The sequence below is a fragment of the Methyloferula stellata AR4 genome (genome assembly GCF_000385335.1).
Taxonomy (GTDB): domain Bacteria; phylum Pseudomonadota; class Alphaproteobacteria; order Rhizobiales; family Beijerinckiaceae; genus Methyloferula; species Methyloferula stellata.
In genome coordinates this window covers 507548-530414 of sequence record NZ_ARWA01000001.1, presented here as the reverse complement: position 1 = coordinate 530414, position 22867 = coordinate 507548, and the positions used below count along the sequence as shown (strand labels likewise).

Sequence of the window (22867 nt, the reverse complement as noted above, 5' to 3'; positions counted from 1 at the left end):
AAGCCGGGTGAGGGGTTTCGATCCTGCATTGAGAGGCTGTAACCCCTCATCCGTCCCGCTTCGCGGGCCACCTTTTCCCTCAGGGAGAAGGTTCGCACGCGATCCTTCGGCATTAAAATCTCAATCCTTCGCGCGCTCGACATAGGAGCCGTCTTCGGTCAGGACGACGATGCGCGTGCCGGGCGCGATATGCGGCGGCACCATCACGCGCGCGCCATTCGTGAGCTTCGCCGGCTTATAGGATGACGAGGCCGTCTGGCCTTTCATCGCGGGCTCCGTCTCGGTGATTTCGAGCGTGACGCGGGCCGGCAATTGAATACCCACCGCCGTACCGTTGAAGATCGACAGGATGCAGGCCATGCCTTCCTGCAGCCATTGCGCCTGATCGCCGATGACGTCGGGCGGCACGATCACCTGATCATAGGTGTCGGTGTTCATGAACGTATAGCCGTCGGCATCCTGGTAGAGATAGCTGAAGTTCAGATCTTCGACGAAGGCGCGTTCGACCTGTTCGGTCGTCTTGTAGCGATCCGTGGTCTTCACGCCGTCCGAGAGCCGCCGCATGTCGATTTGCGTGGTTGGCGTGCCCTTGCCGGGGTGGAAGCTCTCGGCCGTCAAAACGACGTAGAGCTGTCCGTCCTCCCGCTCGATAATATTGCCTTTGCGGATCGAACTGGCGATGACTTTCACGAAACGTTCCTCTTAAGGGATGAATGCCCGCGCGGCGGCCGGGCTTGCGAAATGATGCGGATCGCACGATAGGCGTAGTGAGACAAGATATCTCGTATCTGGCTATCCGCCTTCTAGGCCCTTTTTCAAGCGAAATGACGCAATGACCGCAGCCTCGTCCGGGTTAGCCTCGTCCAGGTCAGCTTCGCCCTGGTGGCGGCCGGATATCCATGCCGACCGGCGCAGCTTCCTTCTGAGCCGCGTCAAGGCCATGGCAGCCGTCCGGGCTTTCTTCGCAGCAGAGGGCTTCCTGGAGGTCGATACGGCCATTCTACAGGTCTCGCCCGGCAATGAGGCGCATATTGCCGGGTTTGCGACGGAGTTTTGTGCCCCGGATGGGACGAAAACACCATTCTACCTGCAATCTTCGCCGGAATTCGCCTGCAAGAAGCTGCTGGCTTCGGGCGAACCCCGGATTTTCAGCCTCGGCCATTGCTTCCGCAACCTTGAGCGCGGGCCGTTGCATCACCCCGAGTTTACCATGCTCGAATGGTACCGGGCCTATGAACCCTATGAGACTCTCGGCCGCGACTGCGGCGCGCTTCTCAGCGCCGTGGCCAGAGCTTTGGGCGTCAAAAGCTTGACCTTTCGCGGCGTTTCGGCCGACCCTTTTCTCGAGCCCGAGCGGGTGAGTGTCGCCGCCGCCTTCGAGCGCTATGCGGGGATCGATCTTCTCGCCTGCCTCCCTGGCGACGGGAACGGCCGCGAACGGCTCGCGGCGGCGGCGGGCAAGGCCGGCGTCCGCGTGACCGAAGACGACACATGGTCCGATCTCTTCAGCAAGGTTTTGAGCCAATTGGTCGAGCCGCATTTGGGCCATGGCCGCGCCGTGCGTCTCGACCAATATCCCGCTTGCGAGGCGGCACTGGCGCGGCTGCAGCCGGATGATCCGCGTTTCGCGCAGCGCTTCGAGCTCTATGCCTGCGGTGTCGAGCTCGCCAATGGATTTGGCGAATTGACCGATCCCGTCGAGCAAAGGCGGCGCTTCGAGCTTGAGATGGCGGAACGCCAGGCGCTTTACGGCACGTCCTATCCGATCGATGAGGATTTTCTTTCGGCGCTCGCCATCATGCCGCAAGCCTGCGGCATCGCGCTTGGCTTCGACAGATTGGTGATGCTAATGACGGGCGCGGCCCATATCGAGCAGGTGATCTGGACCCCGCTCGCACCGACGGATGGCGCGCCGTGACGAAAGCCGTCTCGCTCCATAGTGTCGGGGACCTGATCGGCGCCGGTCTCGTCGACGAGGCGAGCCAGGCCGTGATCGAAGCCGTCGGCGCGCGTTATGCCATAGCGCTGACGCCAACCGTCGCCGATTTGATCGATCGGCACGACAGGCACGATCCGATCGCACGGCAATTCGTGCCGAGCGCCGCCGAGCTCGAAACGCAGCCGGACGAAAAAGAAGATCCAATCGGCGATGAGGCTTTTAGCCCCGTCGAAGGCGTCGTGCATCGCTATCAAGACCGCGTCTTGTTGAAGCTTCTGCATGTCTGCCCGGTCTATTGCCGCTTCTGTTTTCGCCGCGCCAGCGTCGGACCGCAGGCCGAAACATTCCTGTCGGCCACTGCGCTCGATGCGGCTTTCGCCTATATCGAGGCAAAGCCGGAGATCTGGGAAGTGATCCTGACCGGCGGCGACCCGCTCACTCTATCCGTGCGGCGGCTTGAAGATGTCGTGCGGCGGCTCGCGGCCATCGATCATGTGAAGATCCTGCGCATCCATACGCGCATTCCGTGCGTCGATCCGGCGCGGGTCACACCGGAGCTCATCGACCTGCTGCGAGGCTGCGGCAAAACGGTCTATGTCGTCCTGCATGCCAATCACCCGCGTGAGCTGACGCCCGAAGCGCGCGCGGCCTCGGCCGCCTTCGTCGATGCCGGTATTCCTATGCTCAGCCAGAGCGTGTTGCTGTGCGGCGTCAATGATGATGCCATGACTCTTGCCGCTCTGTTCCGCAGCTTTGTCGAATGCCGCATCAAACCCTATTACCTGCATCAGCTCGACCTCGCGCCGGGCACTTCGCATTTCCGGGTGCCGATCGAAGAGGGGCAGGCTTTGTTGCGCGGCTTGCAAGGCAGCGTCTCGGGCCTCTGCCTGCCCCGCTACATGCTCGATATTCCGGGCGGCTATGGAAAGGTCCCGATTGAACTCGGCCATTTGGCGGGAGACGGCCATGCCGGGACCTTTCGCGTCACGGATCATCGCGGCGCGGTTCATGCCTATCCGCCGGGCGGGGACGCAACGGACTAGCCCTGAAAAAGTCCGGATTTAAGGGGCTAGGGGCTGAAATAACTTGGAAATTTGCGGGCTGAGGCATAGGAACCGCGGCGAGCTTATGCTAAGCCTACATTTGCTCAGTTGCCCGCCCCTCGGGTAGTTTCGAGTCTGGCGCAAGAGCGTCTTCCATTCATGGATCAAAGGACCTGCTTCGTGGCCTTTGTCGGCAAAATCTTCCTTTCTGCTTTTCTGGTTTTGGGTGCGTCGGAGGCAGCCTTAGCGCAAGCCGCTGCCCCGCCGCCGCCGGCCGTCGGCGTGCAAAGGGCGGAGAAGAAGCCGATCACCGAAAAGGACGAGTTCAACGGCCGTATCCTGGCGATCAACCGGGTCGATATCGTCGCCCGTGTCACGGCCTTTGTGGACAGCGTCGAATTTAAGGACGGCCAAGAGGTCAAGACGGGCGACATTCTCTACCGTCTCGAACGGCCGCCTTTTGAGGCCGATCTCGAAGCCAAAAAGGCTGTCGCCGAGCAGTATCAGGCGCAATTGGTGAACGCGAATGCCGCGCTCGATCGCGCGCAGACCTTATTGAAGGGTCCCGCCGGTCTGCAGTCGAACTATGATTCCGCGCTCGCGACGCAAAAGAGCTATGCGGCGCAATTGCTCGGCGCGCAGGCGGCCGTAAAGCAATCCGAGATCAATCTCGGCTACACGCAGATCGCATCGCCCATAGACGGCAAGATCGGCCGCACGGCGATCACGCTCGGCAATGTCGTCTCGCCCAGCAGCGGCGTGCTCGTCACGATCGTCGGACAGGACCCGATGTATGTGCTGTTTCCGGTCTCGGTCCGTACCCTGCTCGCTTTGCGCAACCGTTATGTGCCGCTCGGCGGATTCAATGCGGTGGTAATCCGTGTCACCTTGCCGAACGGCCAGATCTACGATCAGACCGGAAAGCTGACCTTCGTCGACAACACGGTGCAGACGGCGACGGATACCGTCATGATGCGCGCGACCATCGCCAATCCGCCAATCCTGGATAGTGCAAACAAGCAGGGGCAAAGCGTCGTCCGCCAGCTTACGGACGGCGAGTTTGTTACGGTCAATCTCGAAGGTGTTCAGCCGGTCCTGGTGCTGTCCATTCCGCGCTCGGCGGTCCTCACCGATCAGCGCGGCGATTACGTCTATGTGGTCGATGCCGACAACAAGGCGCAGCGCCGCGATATCCAGCTTGGACAATCGACGCCCGCCGACGCCTCCATCATCTCCGGTCTGACGGAAGGCGAGTTGGTCGTCGTCGAAGGCATCCAGCGCGTTCGCGCGGGAGAGCTCGTCTCGCCGGGTCCGCCGACGCCTGGTCCGGCGGCCTCCTCTACCGTGCCAAAATAATCATCGGCTTTCGAAGGCAGGCGTCTAGGAACACGGGTTCATGTTTTCAGCGACATTCATCGACCGCCCGCGCCTCGCCATCGTGATCGCCATCGTCATCACTTTGGCGGGGCTCATCGCGCTGTCGCGCATTCCCGTCGCGCAATTTCCCGATATCGTGCCGCCGCAGGTCCAGGTCACGGCCACCTATCCGGGCGCCTCGGCCGATGTCGTCGAAGCCTCCGTCGCGCAGCCGCTCGAAGCGCAGATGGTCGGCGTCGATAAGATGCTCTACATGAAATCGACGAGTGGCAATGACGGCAGCTATAATCTCACCGTCAGCTTCGCGCTCGGCACCAATCCCGATATCGACACGGTCAACGTCAACAACCGCGTGCAGACGGCTTTGTCGCAATTGCCGACGCAGGTGACGCAGCAAGGTCTCACCGTTCAGAAGCGCTCCTCGGCGATTCTGCAATTCGTTCAATTCTATGCGGATGAAGGCCATGACGATCTCGATACGCTCTTCATCACCAATTACGTCACGATCAATGTGCTCGACGAGATATCGCGCACTTTCGGCGTCGGTCAGGCGAATCTTTTCGCCCTGCAGAAATATTCGATGCGCATATGGTTCGATATCCAGCGCCTGACGAGCCTGAATCTCGCGCCGTCCGACATTATCACGGCGATCGAGACCCAAAATGTTCAGGCCCCGATCGGTCGCATCGGCTCGCGGCCGATCGGCGATGATCAGCAGTTCCAATTCAATCTCCAGACGCAAGGGCGGCTGACGACGCCGGAGGAGTTCGGCAATATTGTCGTCAGGGCTCTGCCCGACGGTTCCGTCCTGCGCATCAAGGATGTCGCGCGGGTCGAGATGGGGGCGCAAAACCTCGATACCGAGAGCAGGCTTTCCGGCCGTCCCGCCGTCGCGCTTGCGACTTATCTTTCGCCCGGCGCCAATGCCGTGGACGCGGCGGCGGCGATCGCCAAAGTCTTGGAAAAGGCCAGCAAACGATTTCCGGCGGGCCTCAAATATAAGGTCGTCTACGATTCGACGACCTTCGTGACCGACACGATCAAAGAGGTTTTGAAGACTCTCGCCGAAGCCTTTGTCCTCGTCGTGCTCGTGGTCTTTCTCTTCCTCGGCAGCCTGCGCGCGACGATCATACCAGCGGTCGCCGTGCCGGTCAGCCTGATCGGCACTTTCGCGGTCCTGCTCGCTGTCGGCTTTTCGGCTAATACGGTCTCGCTGCTTGCCATGGTGCTTGCGATCGGCATTGTCGTTGACGACGCGATCGTCGTCGTCGAAAACGTCGAGCGCGTCATGGAAGAAGAGCCGGATCTGTCGCCGGCTGACGCAACCAAGAAGGCGATGGGGCAGATCACCGCGCCGATCGTCGCGATCACGCTTGTTCTTCTATCGGTCTTCGTACCGATCGCCTTCATTCCAAGCGTATCCGGCCAATTGTTCCGGCAATTCGCCGTGACGATCAGCGTCGCCATGCTGATCTCGGCCCTCAATGCTCTGACCCTGTCGCCGGCGCTTTGCGCTGTCTTCCTGCGCCACAGCGGGCCGAAGCGCGGCGTCATGAGTTACGTGCTGAGGGGCATCGACTGGGTGCGCGACGGCTATGCCGCGGTCGTGACGAGGCTCGTGCGCGTCGCCGTGGTCGGCGTCGTCGTCATCATAGGCTTCGGCATAGCGATCTACGGCACCGCCTTGCACACGCCGACCGGGTTCCTGCCGGAAGAAGACCAGGGCGGTTTCTTCATATCGGTCCAATTGCCGGATGGGGCGTCCGTCGCGCGGACCAGCGCGACGATGCGCGATGTCGAGAAGCTGATGCTCGGCATGCCGCAGGTTCAAGACACGTTCACGGTCGTCGGCTTTTCGATCCTGGATTCCGCCAATGAGCCGAATTACGGCTTCATGTTCGTCAAGCTGAAGCCCTTCGAAGACCGCCAAAGCGCGTCGGACTCGGCGCAGGCCATCATCCGGAAGGTGTTCGGCGCGGCCCAAAGCATCAGGACAGCCTCGGTCATCGCCTTCAATCTGCCGCCGATCATCGGTCTCTCGACCTCGGGCGGCTTCGAATATCAATTGGAAGCGCTCGAAGGCCAGCCGCCGACCCAAGTCGGCAGCGTGATGCAAGGTCTGGTCGCCGCCGCCAATCAGGATAAATCCCTGTCGCGTGTGTTTTCGACCTTCACGGCAACGAATCCGTCACTTTATCTCGACATCGACCGCGATAAAGCGCAATCGCTCGGCGTCGGCATCAGCGATATTTTCTTGACGCTCTCCGCTACGCTCGGCGGAAATTACATCAACAACTTCAATATTTATGGCCGAACCTGGCAGGTGAATATCCAAGGCGAGGCGCAAGACCGCCGCGATATTTCCTCGATCTGGCAGATCTACGTCCGCAACAAGGACGGGCAAATGGTGCCGATGGCGTCCTTGGCTTCGCTCCGGATCGTGCAAGGCCCGCAAGTCATCACGCGCTACAACAATTACCGTGCGATCACGGTTAATGGCTCTCCTGCGCCGGGCGTCTCATCCGGCGCGGCTCTCGCAGCCATGGCCTCCATCTCCGCCAAGACATTGCCGGCAGGCTATGGCTTCGAATGGAGCGGCACGGCCTATCAGGAACAGGCGGCCAGCGGCCAGACGGGCATCATTCTCGCGCTTGCCGTGCTCTTTGCCTATCTCTTCCTGGTCGCGCTTTACGAGAGCTGGATCATTCCGATCCCGGTGCTTTTATCCGTGGCCGTCGGCGTGTTCGGCGCCTATTTCGGGGTCTACTACCTAGGCCTGCCGCTCGATCTCTATGCGCAGATCGGGCTTGTCGTCTTGATCGCGCTCGCGGCCAAAAACGGCATTTTGATCGTCGCCTTCGCCAAGGAGCAGCGCGAAGAGGGCCGCAGCATTGTCGAAGCCGCGATCCTCGGCGCCGAGCAGAGGTTCCGCGCGGTCATGATGACCTCGATCGCCTTTATTCTCGGCCTCGTGCCGCTGGTGACGGCGCATGGCGCGGCGCAATTGTCCCGCCGCGGCGTCGGTACGCCGGTCTTCTGCGGCATGATCGCGGCGAGCCTCGTCGGCATTTTCGTCATCCCCATGCTTTATGTGAGTTTCCAAAGGCTGGCCGAAATGCGCACGGCCGGAAAGACGCAACAGCCGCCGGCCGAGCCGCCGCCCTCGGAGCCCCCGCGTGGCGGTGCGCCCGAGGCTGTGTGACGCCTATCTTCGCCTCTCGCGCGATCAACCGGCGCGCCATCCTGCAAGGCGCGGCCGCTTTCGCGGTCCTTTGCGTAAATCCGCGATCCGCCGCCGCCCAAATGCCGCGGGACGCAGCCGAAGCCTCCGGCGGTTTCACGATCTTTCTGCAATCGCTTTGGCCGCTCGCCGAGGCGAAGGGCGTGCGCCGCGAAACTTTTGAGGCAGCCGTCGCCGGGCTCAGCTACGATCCGTCGACGCCAAGCGGCGCAAGTGCGCAGCCTGAATTCGATCGGCCCTTGCACGCCTATCTCGCCGCTGCCGTGACGCCGCAACGCATCGCGCAAGGCCGCGCGCAAGCGGCGCGCTGGCAGACGGAATTGGCGGCAATCGAAAGACGTTTCGGGGTTCCCGCGCCGATCCTGCTCGCCGCCTGGGGCATGGAGACCGATTTCGGACGCAGCACGGGGGGAAAGGACATCGTCCGGTCTTTGGCCTCGCTCGCTTTTCGCCGCGACGACCGCAGCCTCTTCGCCGATGAATTCGTGGCTGCGCTGGTCATGCTCGAGCGTGGCGTCCCGCGCGAGGCGCTTAAAGGCTCATGGGCGGGCGCCATGGGCAATCCGCAATTTCTGCCCTCGGCCTATCTCAAATATGCGGTGCGGTTCGAAGGCTCGGGTGCGCCGGATATCTGGACCTCGGTGCCCGACAGTCTCGCTTCGATCGGCCATTTTCTGCGCGATTCCGGCTGGCGGCCCGGCCTGCCATGGGGCATTGAAGTCATGCTTCCCGGCGATTATGATTTTGCATCGCTTCACATGGCTTTTCCGGCCTGGGCGGCGCTTGACGTGCGACCAGCCGGCCAGCAGGCTTTGCCGTCCACGGGCGATGCCGCCTTATTTCTACCGTCGGGTGCCGGCGGCCCGGCCTTTCTGCTGTCGGATAATTATTGGGTCCTGAAAGCCTATAATAATTCGGATTCCTACGCGCTCTCGCTGGCGCTGCTCGCGGATCGGCTGGCGGGCGGCGGCGGGGTCCGCGCTGCGTGGCCCGCGCAGGAAAAAATGCTGAGCCGGACGGAGAAGAACGAGGTCCAGCACCTTTTGACGGCGCAGGGCTTTTATCACGGGACGATCGACGGAAAATTCGGCCCCGCCTCGCGCGATGCGATCCACGACTTCCAAAGGTCGGCCGGGCTGCATCCGGCCGACGGCTATGGCTCGGCTGAGGTTCTGCACGCGCTTCGAAGCGCTGGTACGACTCCACATAAAGCGCAGTGACACCGTTTTCGTACCGGTCCGACACCAAACCCTCATGCTGAGGAGGCCGAAGGCCGTCTCGAAGCACCGAGGGTTTGTAAAAGCCGCTAAGCCCCCGTCCTTCGAGACGCGCTCCTGCGGAGCGCTTCTCAGGATGAGGGCTCCCGCTGCTACTTGGGTATCGCGCTCGGAAGCGGCGGTTCCTTGATCGGCGATGTATCGGGCGAGCCGGTCGGCTGATTGACATCCCGCGACAGGGCGGCACCGGTCTCGTCGCTCATTTCAAGGCAGGTCAGGATTTCGACATAGCTCGGGGCGACGATCTCGCCTTGCGTCACGCAATCCACCCGATCCTTGATCTTATATTGCGACCAGTTCTTGGTGAGGAGCGATTTGGCGCGATTTTCGTCCTGCAGGCAGCCCTGGAAGGTTTTGTCGCGATCTTCCATGACGTCATAGGCCTCGGCCGCCTTGCAGGAGCTTTTCACGTCGAAACTCGGGACGTGATCGGTGATCGCGAAGGCCGGCCGCATCAGCGACATCAGCACAAGGCAGCTCGACAGAGCCGTGATTGTCTTCATGGATGGCATGCCCAGGCCCCTATCATTCCTAAATCTTCGCTTGCGCCAAGCTGACGGCTCCAGCTTGCGTCAGATTGCCTTTTGAACCGCTCAACCGCAGGATTCCAACATGATTCGATCCCGTGCCGCGCTCAACCAGACATATGTAAACTAGCGCGGCCTCACCTTTAAGGCCAGTCATGACGGAAACCGCAAAAAGACCGATGGTATTTATCGCCACGCCGTGCTTTGGCGGTCTCGTTTCGCAACATTACATGCAATCGATCATTAGCCTTATTCAATATGCCGGCCAAGCCGGGTTTGATGCGATGCTCGCGCTGCTTGGACACGATTCTTTGATCACGCGCAGCCGAAACACGCTGGTTTCGCAATTTTTAAGCACGTCCGCCACGCATCTTCTGTTCATCGATGCCGATATTTCCTTCGAGCCGGAGCAGGTCCACCGCATGCTCTGCTTCGATCGCGAATTCGTCGCGGGCATCTATCCGCTGAAGGTCATCGATTGGGGCCAAAACGCAATGCGGCGCGCCACCATGGGCGAAGCCTTGACCTCGGCGCCTCTGCTTTACGTCGGCACGCTTTGCGAAGGCGACGAGCTTGAACGCGAGGGCGCCTTCGCGACCGGCGTTTATTGCGGCGGCGGTTTCATGCTGGTCAAGCGCGAAGTGATCCTGCGCATGATCGAAGCCTATCCGGAGAGCCGCTACAACAAGGTCCACGCCTTCAGCAACGCCAAGGCGGAGGAAAATTACGCGCTCTTCGAATGTCAGATCGATCCCGAAACCAAGGCCTATATCAGCGAGGATTTCGGCTTCTGCCAGAAATGGCGCGACATAGGCGGCAAGATCTGGCTCGACACCGAAGGAAAGCTGACGCATATCGGATCCTATCATTTCCAAGGGGACCCGCGTCTGCGCTATGCTCCTGCTCCTCCCGTCATCCAAGCCCTCACGGCCTAAAGCCGTAAAAAACAGCCGCGAAGGGGTTTCGCGGCGCGGGACGATCGCGTCCTTGATCCTTGGTCTGATGCTTGGCCTTTCGAGCCTGCTTGGGGGCAGCGCGACGGCCGAGGATTCCGTTTTTCTGCCGAATTTCTGGGACCCGCAACATCGGCTTGAAAAGCCGGATCTCGTCGGGATCCACACTTTGCGCTTTTTGACGGAAGACGATTATCCGCCGTTCAATTTCACGCTGACCAATGGGACCCTGGCCGGTTTCAACATCGATCTCGCCCGCGCGATCTGCGAAGAATTGAAAGTCACCTGCACGGTTCAGGCTAGGCGCTGGGACACTTTGATCGACAGCCTGAACGATGGCCATGGCGACGCTCTGATCGCTTCGTTCGAAATCAATGCCGAGACAAGGTCCAAGCTCGATTTCACCGCGCCTTATTATAAAACGCCGGCGCGCTTTGTCGTGCTCGCCAATGCGCCCTTGAAAGATTTCTCACTCGAGGGATTGGCCGGCAAGGCGATCGGAGTCGAGGCCAATAGCGCGCATGAGGCCTATCTGAAAACCTTCTTTCCCGCCGCGATCCTGAAGACGGACCAGCCCGCAAATCTGCGGGCCGCGCTCAAAAAGGGCGAGATCGACGCGCTCTTCGGCGATGGCGTGACGCTCAGTCTTTGGCTCAATAGCGCCGATGCGCAGAATTGCTGCGCCTTTCGCGGCGGCCCTTACACCGAAAGCCGGTTTTTCGGCGAAGGTGTCGGCATCGCTGTGAAAAAAGGCAATGTCACTTTGCGCCACGCGCTCGATTATGCGCTCGCGGCGCTGGCCGAGAAGGGCGTCTATGCCGATCTCTATCTAAAATATTTTCCGGTCGGGCTTTATTGAGGCTGAGCAAAACCCTCTCCCTGTGGGAGAGGGTGGCTTGCGGAGCAAGCCGGGTGAGGGGTTTCGATCTTCGTTGAGGGAGAGGTAACCCCTCATCCGCCTCGCATTCGCTCGGCACCTTCTCCCACAGGGAGAAGGTTCGCTAACTCCCGCTACAGATACCGTTCCAGATCCTTGGCGGCCTCTTGCGGCGTGCGCTCGAGGTTGAAGGCGTTGACGAAGCGGCCTTGCTTGTCGAGCAGATAGACGATGGCCGTATGGTCCATCGTATAATCGTCGCCATGCGCACCCGGCACTTTCTTCGCGTAGACCCGGAAGGCTTTTTCGACCGCCTTGGTCTGGGCCGGATCGCCCGAGAGCCCGACGATGCGCGGATCGAAGCTCGACAGATAGTCTTTCATCGTCTCAGGCGTATCGCGCGCCGGATCGACCGTGATGAAGAGAGCCTGGACCTTTTTATCCGGGCCCATGGCCTTGAAGACTTCCGAAATCTCGAAGAGCGAGGTCGGGCAGACGTCCGGGCAATGCGTATAGCCGAAGAAGACCAGCAAGGGCTCGCCCTTGAAGGCGGCGTCCGTTACCGTCTGGCCGTCCTGCCGCACCAGGGTAAAGGCCCCGCCTATGGCCGAGGCCCGCGGTGCCGACTTATCCGGCGTGACCACATAGGCCGTCGCGGCAAGGGCCATGAGGCCGAGCACGATGACGGAAAGGGGCAGAAGAAGACGGCGTGAATCTTTGAGCATGATCGCATTTTAGGCTTCCTTCGCGCTTGGGGCCAGAGCGAAGGTCAGGATGTCTCACCTTGACCAGGCTCGATTTTCCCCGTCTGTGATATTATATCGCATAGCTGAAGGTCACGCTTTCCCATCCGACCGGCGCGGGTGCCGGATATTTGACTTGAAGGCGTGTGAGAGATGATTAGCTGGGGTTAAGCTGGGCCCGCTCAGGGCGCCCTTTGGAGCATCATATGGCAGAGAAAATTCCCGTGACCGTGCTCACCGGCTATCTGGGCGCGGGCAAGACGACACTGCTGAACCGCATCCTGACCGAGCCGCATGGCCGCAAATTCGCGGTGATCGTCAACGAATTCGGCGAGATCGGCATCGACAACGAGCTCGTCGTCGGCGCCGACGAAGAAATCTTCGAGATGAACAATGGCTGCATCTGCTGCACGGTGCGCGGCGACCTGATCCGCATCATCGAGGGCCTGCTGAAGCGCAAGGGCAAGTTCGATCAGATCATCGTCGAGACGACGGGTCTCGCCGATCCGGCGCCGGTCGCGCAGACCTTTTTCGCCGATGCCGATGTCAAGGAAGCGGCAAGCCTCGATGCCATCGTGACGGTGGCCGATGCCAAATGGCTGTCCGACCGCCTGAAGGATGCGCCCGAGGCGAAGAACCAGATCGCCTTCGCGGATGTGATCCTGCTCAACAAGATCGACTTGGTGAGCGCGGAAGAGCTGGCCGAGGTCGAAGGCCGCATCCGGGCGATCAATCCTTATGCGAAACTTCACAAGACCACGAAAAGCAATGTGCCGATCGACGAGGTGCTCAACCGAAACGCCTTCGATCTGCAGCGCATCCTCGAGATCGAGCCGGATTTTCTGAACGTGGAAGACGAGCATGATCATGGCCATCACGATCATGGGCACGATCACCACGATCATCATGGGCATGACCACGGTCATCATCATGGCCACGATCATGGACATGAGGCGCATGGACACGGCCACGGCCTGAAACATTATCACGACGAAGAGATGCAATCCTTGTCGATCACGCTCGAGGGCGATGTCGATCCGGAAAAATTCCTGCCCTGGGTCAACGACTATGTGCAGAAGGAAGGTGCCTCGATCCTGCGCTCGAAGGGCATTCTCGCCTTCAAGGACGAACCGAAGCGCTTCGTCTATCAAGGCGTCCATATGATGCTCGACGGCGATCTTCAACGCGAATGGAAGCCGGACGAGAAGCGGGTCAGCCGCATCGTCTTCATCGGGCGCCATTTGAAGGAAGACGAGATCCGCTCCGGGTTCCTCGCTTGTGCCGCGTGATAATCATGCGGCACATATGTGATTATTTTGATATTTGATTGATCATGGCCGCGACAGACACAGCCTCTTCCCTCACCCAGTATGTCACCAAGATCGAGGCCGGCGCCTATGTGACGGCGGCGGCTTTTCTCGGGCGCACGCCGGTGCTGGCTTTGGGCGACGGGCAAGTCGTCCTTGCCGAGATCGGCCAGGAAAAGCGCATCGCCGCGCATCCGGATGCGGGCATTCTCTCGGCAGCCAAGGGGCCGCGCACGCTCGTCACGGGCGGCGATGACGGGCGCGTTGTCGAGATCGCGGCCAATGGCACGGTGACCGAAATCGCCAAAGAGAAAACCGGCTGGATCGATGCGCTCGCCGTGCGGGACGATGGCTCGATCAGCTGGGCCTCCGGCAAGACCGTGCGGGCGCGCAGCGCCAAGGGCGAGGTCAAATCGATCGCCGCGCCTTCGACCGTGCGCGGCCTCGCCTTCCTGTCGAAGGGCTATCGCCTTGCCATGGCGCATTATAATGGCGCAAGCCTGTGGTTTCCGAATACGGATGCCGGGCTCGACCTTTACGAATGGAAGGGCTCGCATCTCGACGTGACCCTGTCGCCGGACGGTCGCTTTCTCGTCACCTCGATGCAGGAAAACGCGCTTCACGGCTGGCGGCTCAGCGACAAGCAGAACATGCGCATGAGCGGCTATCCGGCGAAATCGCGCTCGCTTTCGTGGTCGAGCGATGGCCATTGGCTCGCGACCTCCGGGGCGGATGCCTGCATCGTCTGGCCGTTCAAGGAGAAAACCGGCCCGATGAACAAGGCGCCGCACGAATGCGGCGTGCGCGAATCGCGGGTGTCGCAGGTGGCCTTTCATCCCAAGGCGCTCGTCATCGCGGTCGGCTATGACGATGGCTGGATTCTGCTGTGCCGCTTGACGGACGCAGCCGAACTTCTGGTGCACCGTCCCGGCGAGACGCCGGAAGGCGCGATCACGGCTTTGACCTGGGATGCGGACGGGCGGCATCTGCTTTTCGGCTCGGCCGAAGGTTTTGCCGGTCTTCTGACAATGCCCACTTGAAACGGGTCGCCGTCTGCTAAAAGCTGAAGCTTCAGGAACCTCGGCGGATGCCATCGGTTCTGCGCATGATCCCGAAAGTTGCAGACTTTTCGGACGAGATCATGCGAAATTCAAGATGCACCAAACGGCTTTTGAGGCAGCGCGTCCATGATCATGCTCATTCGCCGGCTGGCGTTGTTTTTCGCGATGATCTTCGGCGTGATCGGCGCGCAATTTCCGGAATATGCGCAGCAATACCGGCAAAGGCTCGGCGGCGCGATCGACGAATTGAATACGATCATTGCGCGCTTCGACCAGGATACCGCCCAGGCAGGGTTGTCGGAGCCCGAGGGGATCTCGCGCCTTCAACATAATCCCGATGTTTTCGTGCAAGGCCGCGGCGACCAGATGCGCGAGATCGTGGCGCGGCGCGACAAGCTTCAACGCCAGGCCCAGGTCTATGCCGACTCCGGAAACATCAAGCGCGTCTGGGAGCTTGCGACGCAAGCCGATCCCTATATCGCCTGGCGCGCCTATGAGACCTTCGAGCCGGCTGTGCCCGTCACGACGGAAGGCATTATCAGCGCTGTCATTGGTTTCGTCGTGGGCTGGGGACTGATCCGCCTGCTCGGCTGGCCGATCGAGAGGCATCACCGCCGTCGCCAGCGGATGCGCACGCTGCCGGAAAGCGGCTTCGCGGCTTAGGGTGATGATACCGGCGATCGTTCATATGATAACCCATTCATCTGACGGCGGCGATTTTCGGCGAGACGGATACGCTTTGGTCAAGGACGCATCTTCGATGCGCCGCCGAAGGCGGTGGCCCGAAGGGCCATCCTTGACGAAAGCGATCCGCTCGCCATGCTAGCCGCCAAGAGATGAATGGCGAAGGATGATGAATCGCCGCTGTCCCGGACTCGGTCGTTTGTATGAAGACCTGTGCCGGAACAAAACCGAGGCGCAACGATTGTGAGTGCCATGATCCCCAATGTCCTTTCGATCGCGGGCTCCGACCCGAGCGGCGGCGCCGGCATTCAGGCCGATCTGAAGACCTTTGCCGCGCTGGGCTGCTACGGGATGGCGGCGGTCACAGCCTTGACGGCGCAGAATACGCAAGGGGTCGCAAGCGTGCATGTGCCGCCGGCGGATTTCGTCGCGCTTCAGATCGCGGCGATTTTTGCCGACATCGACGTGGCTGCGATCAAGATCGGGCTTTTGCCTTCGGCTGAGATCGTCGGGGTGGTGGCAAAGGAACTCGCACGGCATAAAGCCTGTCCGATCGTTCTTGATCCCGTCCTTGTTGCGACAAGCGGCGATGCGCTGAGCGCCGATGATGTGCCGGCCGCGCTCGTCAAATATCTCTTTCCGCTCGCGACATTGGTCACCCCCAATATTGCGGAAGCCGCGCGTCTTGCCGATTGCGCCTTGCCGCTGGATCTCGCGGAGGTGCGGTTGCTGGCGCCGAGCCTTTTGGAAAAAGGCGCCCGCGCCATACTGCTCAAGGGCGGTCATCTCGAAGGCGAGAGCGCCGACGACCTTCTCTTTGACGCGGCGGGCGAGACCTTGTTTTCCGTGCCGCGCATCGCGACGAAAAACACCCACGGCACGGGCTGCACGCTGGCTTCCGCGATCGTAGCCTATCTCGCCAGAGGTCACGATCTCATCGAGGCGATCAAGGCCGCGAAGATTTTTCTGACCTGTGCTTTAAAGGGCGCGGATGCTCTGAGCGTCGGTAAAGGCCACGGGCCCTTGAATCATTTCCACAAAGGAAAAGATTGATCGCGAACGCGTTTCGATTTTGGAATTCTGCTCTCGGCGGGACGCTGATACCAGTATGAAATCGGCATCGTCACTGTTATTGGAACGTATCAAAAAGCGAGCGGCCGAAAAACCGCGAAAGCCCGATTGCCCCGTCCTCCAGGCCTAGTTAAGCTGTAGATCCTTGCTACAAGGGGGACATCCAAATGCGTTCAATCTTGATTGCGGGCGCGTTCCTCGCGCTCTTCGGGGGCGTTGCCGCGCAAGCGGCAGATCTCGCCGCTCCGCCGCCGCCTGCGCCGGTCGTGTTCGTGCCGCCGCCACTGGCTCTCTTCGATCCGATCACGCCCATCCTGACGGCGATCTTCGCGCCGCTGCCTCCGCCTCCGCTCGCTCCGCCGCCTCCGGTCGTCCGGAAATACTGAGATCGCGATAGAGCGGGATGAGGAAAAGTGTGTAGCGGTTTTCCGGCCGCATCCCGCTCTAAACTATTAGAATCGATCATGTTCATGATTTTGGATCGATTCGATCCAAAATCATCGTGATCTAATGTGATCGAGCGAATGGCAGGCCTAGCGCCTGCCATTTCGTTTTGGACCTCATCTGCCGATCGCTCAGCTTTTGTCGATCAGGATCGCGCGGAAGTCATTCACATTGGTCAGCGTCGGTCCGGTGACGACAAGATCGCCGAGCGCCGAAAAGAAGCTATAGCCGTCATTATTCGCGAGATGGGCTTTGGCACTCGCGCCGATCGCGGCCGCTCGCGCGAGCGTATCAGGCGCGAGCATCGCGCCGGCATTGTCTTCCGTCCCGTCGATCCCATCTGTATCGCCCGCGATGGCATGAATGCCTGCATGGCCATCGAGCGCGACGGCGAGCGCCAGCAAAAATTCGGCATTGCGGCCGCCGCGGCCTTTGCCGCGCACCGTGACCGTGGTTTCGCCGCCCGAGAGAAGCGCCAAGGGCGCGGCGCCGGGCTGGCCGTAATGCGCCACCTGCCGCGCGATCGCGGCATGAACGAGCGCCACATCGCGCGCCTCGCCCTCGATATCATTGCCAAGGATCATTGGCTGATAGCCATGCGCTTTCGCAATCTCCGCCGCGGCTTCGAGCGAGGCTTGCGGCGTCACGATCATGCGTAATTCGTTTTTCGAGAAACAGGCGTCGCCCGGTTTCGGCGTCTCATTGGCCGGAAGACCAAGCACGGCTTTGACCGAGGCCGGCACGTCGATCTTATATTTCTGCAGAATCCCCAAAGCGTCGGCTTGCGTCGTGGGATCGGCGACGGTCGGCCCCGAGCCGATGACGGACGGGTCGTCGCCGGGCACGTCCGAAATCATCAAAGTCACCATCCGCGCCGGCGTCGCCGCCGCCGCGAGGCGGCCGCCCTTGATCGCCGAGAGATGTTTCCTCACGCAATTCATTTCGGTGATCGTCGCGCCGGATTTCAAAAGCGCCTTGTTGATCTCCTGCTTCTCGGCGAGCGAAATGCCCTGCGCCGGTAAAGCCAGAAGCGCCGAGGCGCCGCCGGAGATGAGGGAGAGCACGAGATCGTCGGAGGTGAGCCCTTTCACAGAGGCAAGGATGCGCGCGGCGCCCGCCATGCCGGCCGCGTCCGGCACAGGATGCGCCGCCTCGATCACTTCGATCGTCTTGCAGGGCACGTTATGGCCGTAGCGCGTGACGACGAGACCTTCGAGGGGCCCGTCCCAATTGTCCTCGACGGCTTTCGCCATGGCAGCGGCGGCTTTGCCCGCGCCGATGACGATCGTGCGGCCCTTGGGCCTCGGCGGCAGGTTTTGCGGCAAGCAGACCGAGGGTAGGGCGCGATGGATCGCTGCGTCGAACAAAGCCCGCAGCAGGTCTTTATGGGCAGAGGCCAAGCGCTTATTCCGTCACGAGATTGCGCGGTGTGCCTGCGACCCAAAGCTCGATATTTTCAACAAGCTGGTTGGCAAGGCCGGTCATGGCCTCGTGGCTCGCCCAAGCGACATGCGGCGTGATGATGAGATTCGGCAGATCGGCGCCTTGATCGAGCAGCACATTGCCGTTCTTCGGCGGCTCGACAGTGAGTACGTCAAAGCCGGCGCCGCCGATCTCGCCCGTCTTCAAGGCATCGACCAGAGCCGCTTCGTCGACGAGGCCGCCGCGCGCCGTGTTAATGAGGATCGCGTCCTTCTTCATCTTTTTCAATTCGGCCGCGCCGATGATGTTGCGGGTGCCATCGGTCAAAGGGCAGTGCAGCGAGACGATGTCGCTTTCTTTCAAAATCGTGTCGAGATCGACCTTGCCGGGAAAATCATAGACGTCGGTCGCGATGACTTTCATGCCGAGCGCTTCGGCGCGTGTCGCGACCGATTTGCCGAGCGCTCCATAGCCGATGAGGCCGAGCGTCGAGCCTGAAATATCGCGGATCGGATGATCGAAATAGCAGAATTGATCGATCGTCTGCCATTTGCCTTTGCGGACGTCGAGCGTGTAGGGGATGAGGCTGCGGCGCAGCGCGAAGATGAGCGCAAGCGTATGTTCCGGCACCGTGTTCACCGCATAATTGCGGATGTTAATGACGGGTATGTTGTGCGCCTTGCAATAGGCCTTGTCGACGCAATCCGTGCCGGTCGCGGCGACGGCGATCATTTTCAGCTTCGGCAGTTTTTCGAGCGAGGCCGTGCGCACCTGGACCTTGTTGATGATGGCGATGTCGGCATCGGCGAGGCGTTCGACGATCTGCTCGGGCGACGTCGCATCATATTCCGTATAGCTGTGCGGGAAGCTCGGCTCGCGCAGCGGGACGCCGAGGGTGCCGCGGTCCAGGAAAACGATTTTCAGCGGTGCCTGATCTGCCATGGACTCCCCTCCCTATTCGAACGCTTGGATTTTCGAGTTAGCCATCTTCTTACGGACGGTTCCGGCCGCAGACGCATTGGATTTTTATAGAAAAATCACAGTGCGCGAATCCCTTCTCCCTGTGGGATAAGGTGCTCAGCGAATGCGAGGCGGATGAGGGGTTACATTCTTCGAATGTAGTTCGTAACCCCTCACCCGGTCAGCTTCGCTGACCACCCTCTCCCACAGGGAGAGGGTGCGCATACCTAGAGCAAGTGCACTGACTCGATATTTATTCCGCGGCGTTGGCGATGACGCTGTTCGAGCTGCGGAAATAATTTTGCGCCGCGGCGACACCGCTGCCGGGCTCGATCTTGATGCCGATATCGAGCATGGACATTTCGGCACCCGCGAGCGCGCCGAGCACCATCAGCTCGTTGAGATCGCCGAGATGACCGATGCGGAAGACCTTGCCCGCGACCTTTGCGAGACCCGCGCCGAGTGCCAGATTATAGCGGCGATAGGCGGTGGCGATCACGTCGGCGCCATTGAAGCCTTCCGGCACGACGATCGCGGTAACCGTGTCCGAGAACCATTTGGGCTCGGTCGCGCAATTCTTCAGGCCCCAGGCGGAGACCGCGGCGCGCACGCCGCTCGCGAGATAATGATGGCGCTGGAAGACGTTTTCCTGGCCTTCCTCGAACATCATCTTCATCGATTCGCGCAGGCCATAGAGCAGCGGCAGCGACGGCGTATAGGGGAAATAGCCGGTCGCATTGCTCTTGATCATGTCTTCGAAGTTGAAGAAGACACGCGCGCATTTCGCGGTGTGGCGCGCTTCGAGCGCCTTCTGGCTGGCGCCGACGATGGCGAGACCGGCCGGCAGCATGAAGCCCTTCTGCGAGCCTGCGACCGCGAGATCGACGCCCCATTCGTCCATGCGGAAATCGATACAGCCGATCGAGGAGACGCCGTCGACATAGAGAAGAGCCGGATGCTTGGCCGCATCCATCGCCTTGCGCACGGCGCCGACATCGGAGGTGACGCCCGTCGCGGTCTCGTTCTGGACGACGAGCACGCCTTTGATCTTGTGCTCCTTGTCGGCCTCGAGGATGGCGTGAATATGCTCGGGATGCGTGCCCGTGCCCCATTCTTCGTCGATGACCTGCACATCGAGGCCGATGCGCTGGGCGAGATCCGTCCAAAGCGCGCTGAACTGGCCATAGCGCGACACGATGACCTTATCGCCGGGCGACAGCGTGTTCGTCAGCGCGGCTTCCCAGCCGCCGGTGCCGGTCGACGGATAGACGAAACATTGGCCGGTCGTCGTCTTGAAGATTTTCTTCAGGTCTTCGAGAATCGGTTTTGTCAGATCCGGAAAGGTCGGATTCCGGTGATCTTCCATCGGCACATGCATCGCGCGAAGGATCCGGTCGGGGACATTGGTGGGGCCAGGAACGAATAGAAAGTGGCGGCCGGGCATTCTTGAGATCCTCCTATTGACCAGCGTTCCGGTGGGCTGCACCGGCAGGCCTTCCTCATATGGTTTGGCCGGATGGCCGTTCGGCTGGAGCCGAAAAGGGCTAGATCCGGCCTTGCACCGGACCTTTTCAAGGACTGGCTGTCGAAACGTTCAACCGCCGTCCATGCTCATTCCATTTGCCGGAAAAGCGTCCAGCTAGCTCCTTTGCCGGTCTCGGATCGGACTCGTCAAGCGGCAGGTGCCAAAATATTGGTACCCCGGCCGTTTAAATCGGCGCAATGGGACATTTTGTGACTTAAAGTAAAAAACTGCGGGCCGGATCAAATATTCTTTGGTCAGCACCAAATAAATTTTCGGATTTGGTGCAATGCAAAATGCAACGGCTGACAGCATCGATTCTAAACCAAAGCGGCGGCTCTTGAAACTCTCGGCCTTCTGAACGGCAAGGGAGCCTCCTTGCCGCGGATATTGCAAGGAAAATGTAACTTTCTTAAATCCTTCGACTTTCCCTTGTAGGCTTCCAACGTGATGCTACGCCCCCGTTCGCAAAGAGATTTCCCGTATGGCAAGCCTATCAAATCGCATTCACCCGGTCGCCGGGGCAAAGCCGCCGCGCTTTAGCGCCTTGGTGCTGGGGGCGCTGGGCGTCGTCTATGGCGATATAGGCACGAGTCCGCTCTACACGATGAAGACCGTGCTCGATCGCGCCGGCGATTTGTCTACGCCGGGCACCGTTCTCGGCATGTTGTCGCTGATCGTCTGGACGCTTTTGATCACGACCTCGCTCAAATATGTCGCCGTGGTGATGCGGGCCGACAATGAAGGTGAAGGCGGCATCCTGGCGCTGATGTCCCTGTTGAGCCGCAAAGAGGGCACGCGTATCGGCATCGTCAGTCTCGGCATTCTCGGTGCGGCTTTGCTCTACGGCGATGGCGCCATCACGCCTGCCATATCGGTCTTGAGCGCGCTCGAAGGATTGAAGGCCCCGATCCCGAGCATCGAGCCTTATATCGTGCCGATGGCCGTCGTGATTTTGGTCGGCCTTTTCGCCTTGCAATCGCAGGGCAGCGCGCGAATCGGCAAATTATTCGGGCCGGTCATGGTGATCTGGTTCGTGTTGCTCGGTCTGTTGGGCTTGATGGGCATCGTGAAGCATCCGGCCGTCTTCGAGGCTCTCGATCCGCGCTATGGTCTCACCTATCTTTTCACGCACGGGTTCGAGGGGTTTCTCGTGCTTGGCGCGGTCTTTCTCTGCGCCACGGGCGCCGAAGCGCTTTATGCCGACATGGGCCATTTCGGGCTGAAGGCCATCCGCGGCGCCTGGTATGGCCTCGTCCTGCCGATGCTTCTTTTGAACTATGCCGGGCAGACGGCCCTCGTTCTCGATGGCGGGGTCGCAAACGGCGAGAATCCGTTCTTCGTGCTTTGCCCGGCGGTGCTGCAAATTCCTCTCGTGATCTTGGCGACTCTGGCGACGATCATCGCAAGTCAGGCGATCATCAGCGGGGCGTTTTCGATGACGCGTCAGGCGATCCAGCTTGGCCTCTGTCCGCGCCTGCATATCACGCAGACTTCGGAGGGAGGCTATGGCCAGATCTATGTCGGCTTCGTCAATTGGGCCTTGATGGCGCTGACTTTGACGCTGACGCTCACCTTCCGCTCATCCGACAATCTGGCGGCCGCCTATGGCATCGCTGTCGCGCTCACGATGCTCTTGACCTCGATTTTGATCTTCCACGTCATGCACGAGATTTGGCGCTGGAGCCTGCCTTTGAGCGTTTCCATCGCGGGTCTTTTCATTCTTGTCGATCTGGCTTTCGTGACCGCCAACATGACGAAGATCCTGGAAGGCGGCTGGATTCCGCTGGCTGTGGCGACGGTGATTTTCGCCTTGATGTCGATCTGGCGCGACGGCCGCGCTTTGCTGGTGATGAAATTGGAGCGCGATACGCTGCCGCTCGAGACCTTCATCCATCAGATGCACAATAAGCCGCGGGTGCATGGCACGGCGGTCTATCTGACCAACCGTCTCGATGTCGTGCCGGTGCCCCTCCTGCATAATCTCAAGCACAATAAGATCCTGCATGAGCGCATCGCGTTGATGCAGGTCGTGACCAAGAATATTCCGCACGTGGCGCAGGCCGATCGCGTCGAGGTGCATCATCTCGCCGATAATTATCACACGATCACCGTCAATTACGGTTTCATGGAATCGCCGAATATTCCGCGCGCCTTGGACGATTGCGCGATGAAGCAATTGCGCTTCAACATGATGGATACGTCCTTCTTCGTCGGACGTTTCACGATCGTTCCGAAGAAGCGGGCAAAATGGCGCAAGATCGAAACGAAGATCTTCGAAGCCATGCATCGCAATGCCTTGGCGGCGACGGAATTCTTTCGCATTCCCCCCAATCGCGTGATCGAACTCGGCACGCAGGTGGAGGTGTAACGCCGAGACTCAAGCAGTTGTCATTGCGAGGAGCGGAGCGACGAAGCA

The 22867-nt window shown here is 60.4% G+C and carries 19 protein-coding genes; 13 read left to right on the top strand and 6 right to left on the bottom strand.

Annotated features, from left to right (window positions below; all coding sequences use genetic code 11):
• Positions 1-120: 120 nt before the first annotated feature.
• Positions 121-690 (bottom strand): elongation factor P, encoded by a 570-nt coding sequence (gene efp, locus A3OQ_RS0102660; protein WP_020173807.1) that lies wholly within the window; start codon positions 688-690, stop codon positions 121-123.
• A 142-nt stretch (positions 691-832) separates the two neighbouring features.
• On the opposite strand from efp, the gene epmA reads away from it, so the two are divergent.
• From epmA to A3OQ_RS0102635, 5 genes are all read left to right on the top strand, one after another.
• A complete protein-coding gene (gene epmA / locus A3OQ_RS0102655) occupies positions 833-1918 on the top strand; it encodes an EF-P lysine aminoacylase EpmA (RefSeq protein WP_026595426.1) in 1086 nt (361 codons plus the stop codon).
• Positions 1915-2982 (top strand): lysine-2,3-aminomutase-like protein, encoded by a 1068-nt coding sequence (locus tag A3OQ_RS0102650; RefSeq protein ID WP_020173804.1) that lies wholly within the window; start codon positions 1915-1917, stop codon positions 2980-2982. Before epmA ends, A3OQ_RS0102650 begins: the two co-directional genes overlap by 4 nt.
• 159 nt (positions 2983-3141) lie before the next feature.
• On the top strand, positions 3142-4338 hold the full coding sequence (locus A3OQ_RS0102645) for an efflux RND transporter periplasmic adaptor subunit (RefSeq protein ID WP_020173803.1): 1197 nt from the start codon (positions 3142-3144) through the stop codon (positions 4336-4338).
• Between the two features lie 40 nt (positions 4339-4378).
• Positions 4379-7561 (top strand): efflux RND transporter permease subunit, encoded by a 3183-nt coding sequence (locus tag A3OQ_RS0102640; RefSeq protein ID WP_020173802.1) that lies wholly within the window; start codon positions 4379-4381, stop codon positions 7559-7561.
• The gene (locus tag A3OQ_RS0102635) at positions 7558-8820 is read left to right on the top strand and encodes a lytic murein transglycosylase (protein ID WP_020173801.1); all 1263 of its coding nucleotides are present in this window, start codon (positions 7558-7560) and stop codon (positions 8818-8820) included. Before A3OQ_RS0102640 ends, A3OQ_RS0102635 begins: the two co-directional genes overlap by 4 nt.
• A 149-nt stretch (positions 8821-8969) precedes the next feature.
• Here the strand turns inward: A3OQ_RS0102635 and A3OQ_RS0102630 are convergent, their stop codons facing one another.
• Positions 8970-9389, bottom strand: coding sequence for a hypothetical protein (locus A3OQ_RS0102630; protein WP_161607290.1), 420 nt, complete (start codon positions 9387-9389; stop codon positions 8970-8972).
• A gap of 245 nt (positions 9390-9634) precedes the next feature.
• On the opposite strand from A3OQ_RS0102630, the gene A3OQ_RS0102625 reads away from it, so the two are divergent.
• Both A3OQ_RS0102625 and A3OQ_RS0102620 read left to right on the top strand, forming a co-directional pair.
• A complete protein-coding gene (locus A3OQ_RS0102625; protein ID WP_244427079.1) occupies positions 9635-10339 on the top strand; it encodes a hypothetical protein in 705 nt (234 codons plus the stop codon).
• Between the two features lie 52 nt (positions 10340-10391).
• The gene (locus A3OQ_RS0102620) at positions 10392-11216 is read left to right on the top strand and encodes a transporter substrate-binding domain-containing protein (protein WP_020173798.1); all 825 of its coding nucleotides are present in this window, start codon (positions 10392-10394) and stop codon (positions 11214-11216) included.
• 152 nt (positions 11217-11368) lie between these two features.
• On the opposite strand, the gene A3OQ_RS0102615 is transcribed toward A3OQ_RS0102620, so the two are convergent.
• Positions 11369-11902: an SCO family protein gene (locus A3OQ_RS0102615; RefSeq protein WP_425280300.1), complete on the bottom strand. Its 534-nt coding sequence runs from the start codon at positions 11900-11902 to the stop codon at positions 11369-11371.
• Between the two features lie 281 nt (positions 11903-12183).
• On the opposite strand from A3OQ_RS0102615, the gene A3OQ_RS0102610 reads away from it, so the two are divergent.
• The 5 genes from A3OQ_RS0102610 to A3OQ_RS24600 all read left to right on the top strand — a co-directional run bounded on the left by A3OQ_RS0102610 (position 12184) and on the right by A3OQ_RS24600 (position 16486).
• The gene (locus tag A3OQ_RS0102610; RefSeq protein WP_020173796.1) at positions 12184-13266 is read left to right on the top strand and encodes a CobW family GTP-binding protein; all 1083 of its coding nucleotides are present in this window, start codon (positions 12184-12186) and stop codon (positions 13264-13266) included.
• Positions 13267-13310: 44 nt separating this feature from the next.
• Positions 13311-14324 carry a WD40 repeat domain-containing protein gene (locus A3OQ_RS0102605; RefSeq protein WP_020173795.1) on the top strand — a complete coding sequence of 338 codons (1014 nt, stop codon included), beginning with the start codon at positions 13311-13313 and terminating at the stop codon, positions 14322-14324.
• 147 nt (positions 14325-14471) lie between these two features.
• Complete coding sequence (locus tag A3OQ_RS21185; RefSeq protein WP_020173794.1) at positions 14472-15008, top strand: DUF2937 family protein; 537 nt, start codon at positions 14472-14474, stop codon at positions 15006-15008.
• Positions 15009-15281: 273 nt separating this feature from the next.
• Entirely contained in the window at positions 15282-16082 is an 801-nt protein-coding gene (thiD, locus tag A3OQ_RS0102595) for a bifunctional hydroxymethylpyrimidine kinase/phosphomethylpyrimidine kinase (protein WP_020173793.1), read from the top strand.
• A 185-nt stretch (positions 16083-16267) separates the two neighbouring features.
• Complete coding sequence (locus A3OQ_RS24600) at positions 16268-16486, top strand: hypothetical protein (RefSeq protein ID WP_161607289.1); 219 nt, start codon at positions 16268-16270, stop codon at positions 16484-16486.
• Between the two features lie 189 nt (positions 16487-16675).
• Here A3OQ_RS24600 and A3OQ_RS0102585 read toward each other — a convergent pair whose 3' ends face one another.
• The 3 genes from A3OQ_RS0102585 to A3OQ_RS0102575 form a co-directional block, all read right to left on the bottom strand.
• Positions 16676-17944 carry a glycerate kinase type-2 family protein gene (locus A3OQ_RS0102585; protein ID WP_020173791.1) on the bottom strand — a complete coding sequence of 423 codons (1269 nt, stop codon included), beginning with the start codon at positions 17942-17944 and terminating at the stop codon, positions 16676-16678.
• A 4-nt stretch (positions 17945-17948) separates the two neighbouring features.
• Positions 17949-18908 (bottom strand): D-2-hydroxyacid dehydrogenase, encoded by a 960-nt coding sequence (locus tag A3OQ_RS0102580; protein ID WP_020173790.1) that lies wholly within the window; start codon positions 18906-18908, stop codon positions 17949-17951.
• A 271-nt stretch (positions 18909-19179) separates the two neighbouring features.
• Positions 19180-20370, bottom strand: a complete 1191-nt coding sequence (locus tag A3OQ_RS0102575) for an aminotransferase class V-fold PLP-dependent enzyme (RefSeq protein WP_020173789.1) — start codon at positions 20368-20370, stop codon at positions 19180-19182.
• Positions 20371-20932: 562 nt separating this feature from the next.
• Here A3OQ_RS0102575 and A3OQ_RS0102570 point away from each other — a divergent pair.
• Positions 20933-22819 carry a potassium transporter Kup gene (locus A3OQ_RS0102570; RefSeq protein ID WP_020173788.1) on the top strand — a complete coding sequence of 629 codons (1887 nt, stop codon included), beginning with the start codon at positions 20933-20935 and terminating at the stop codon, positions 22817-22819.
• Positions 22820-22867: the final 48 nt, after the last annotated feature.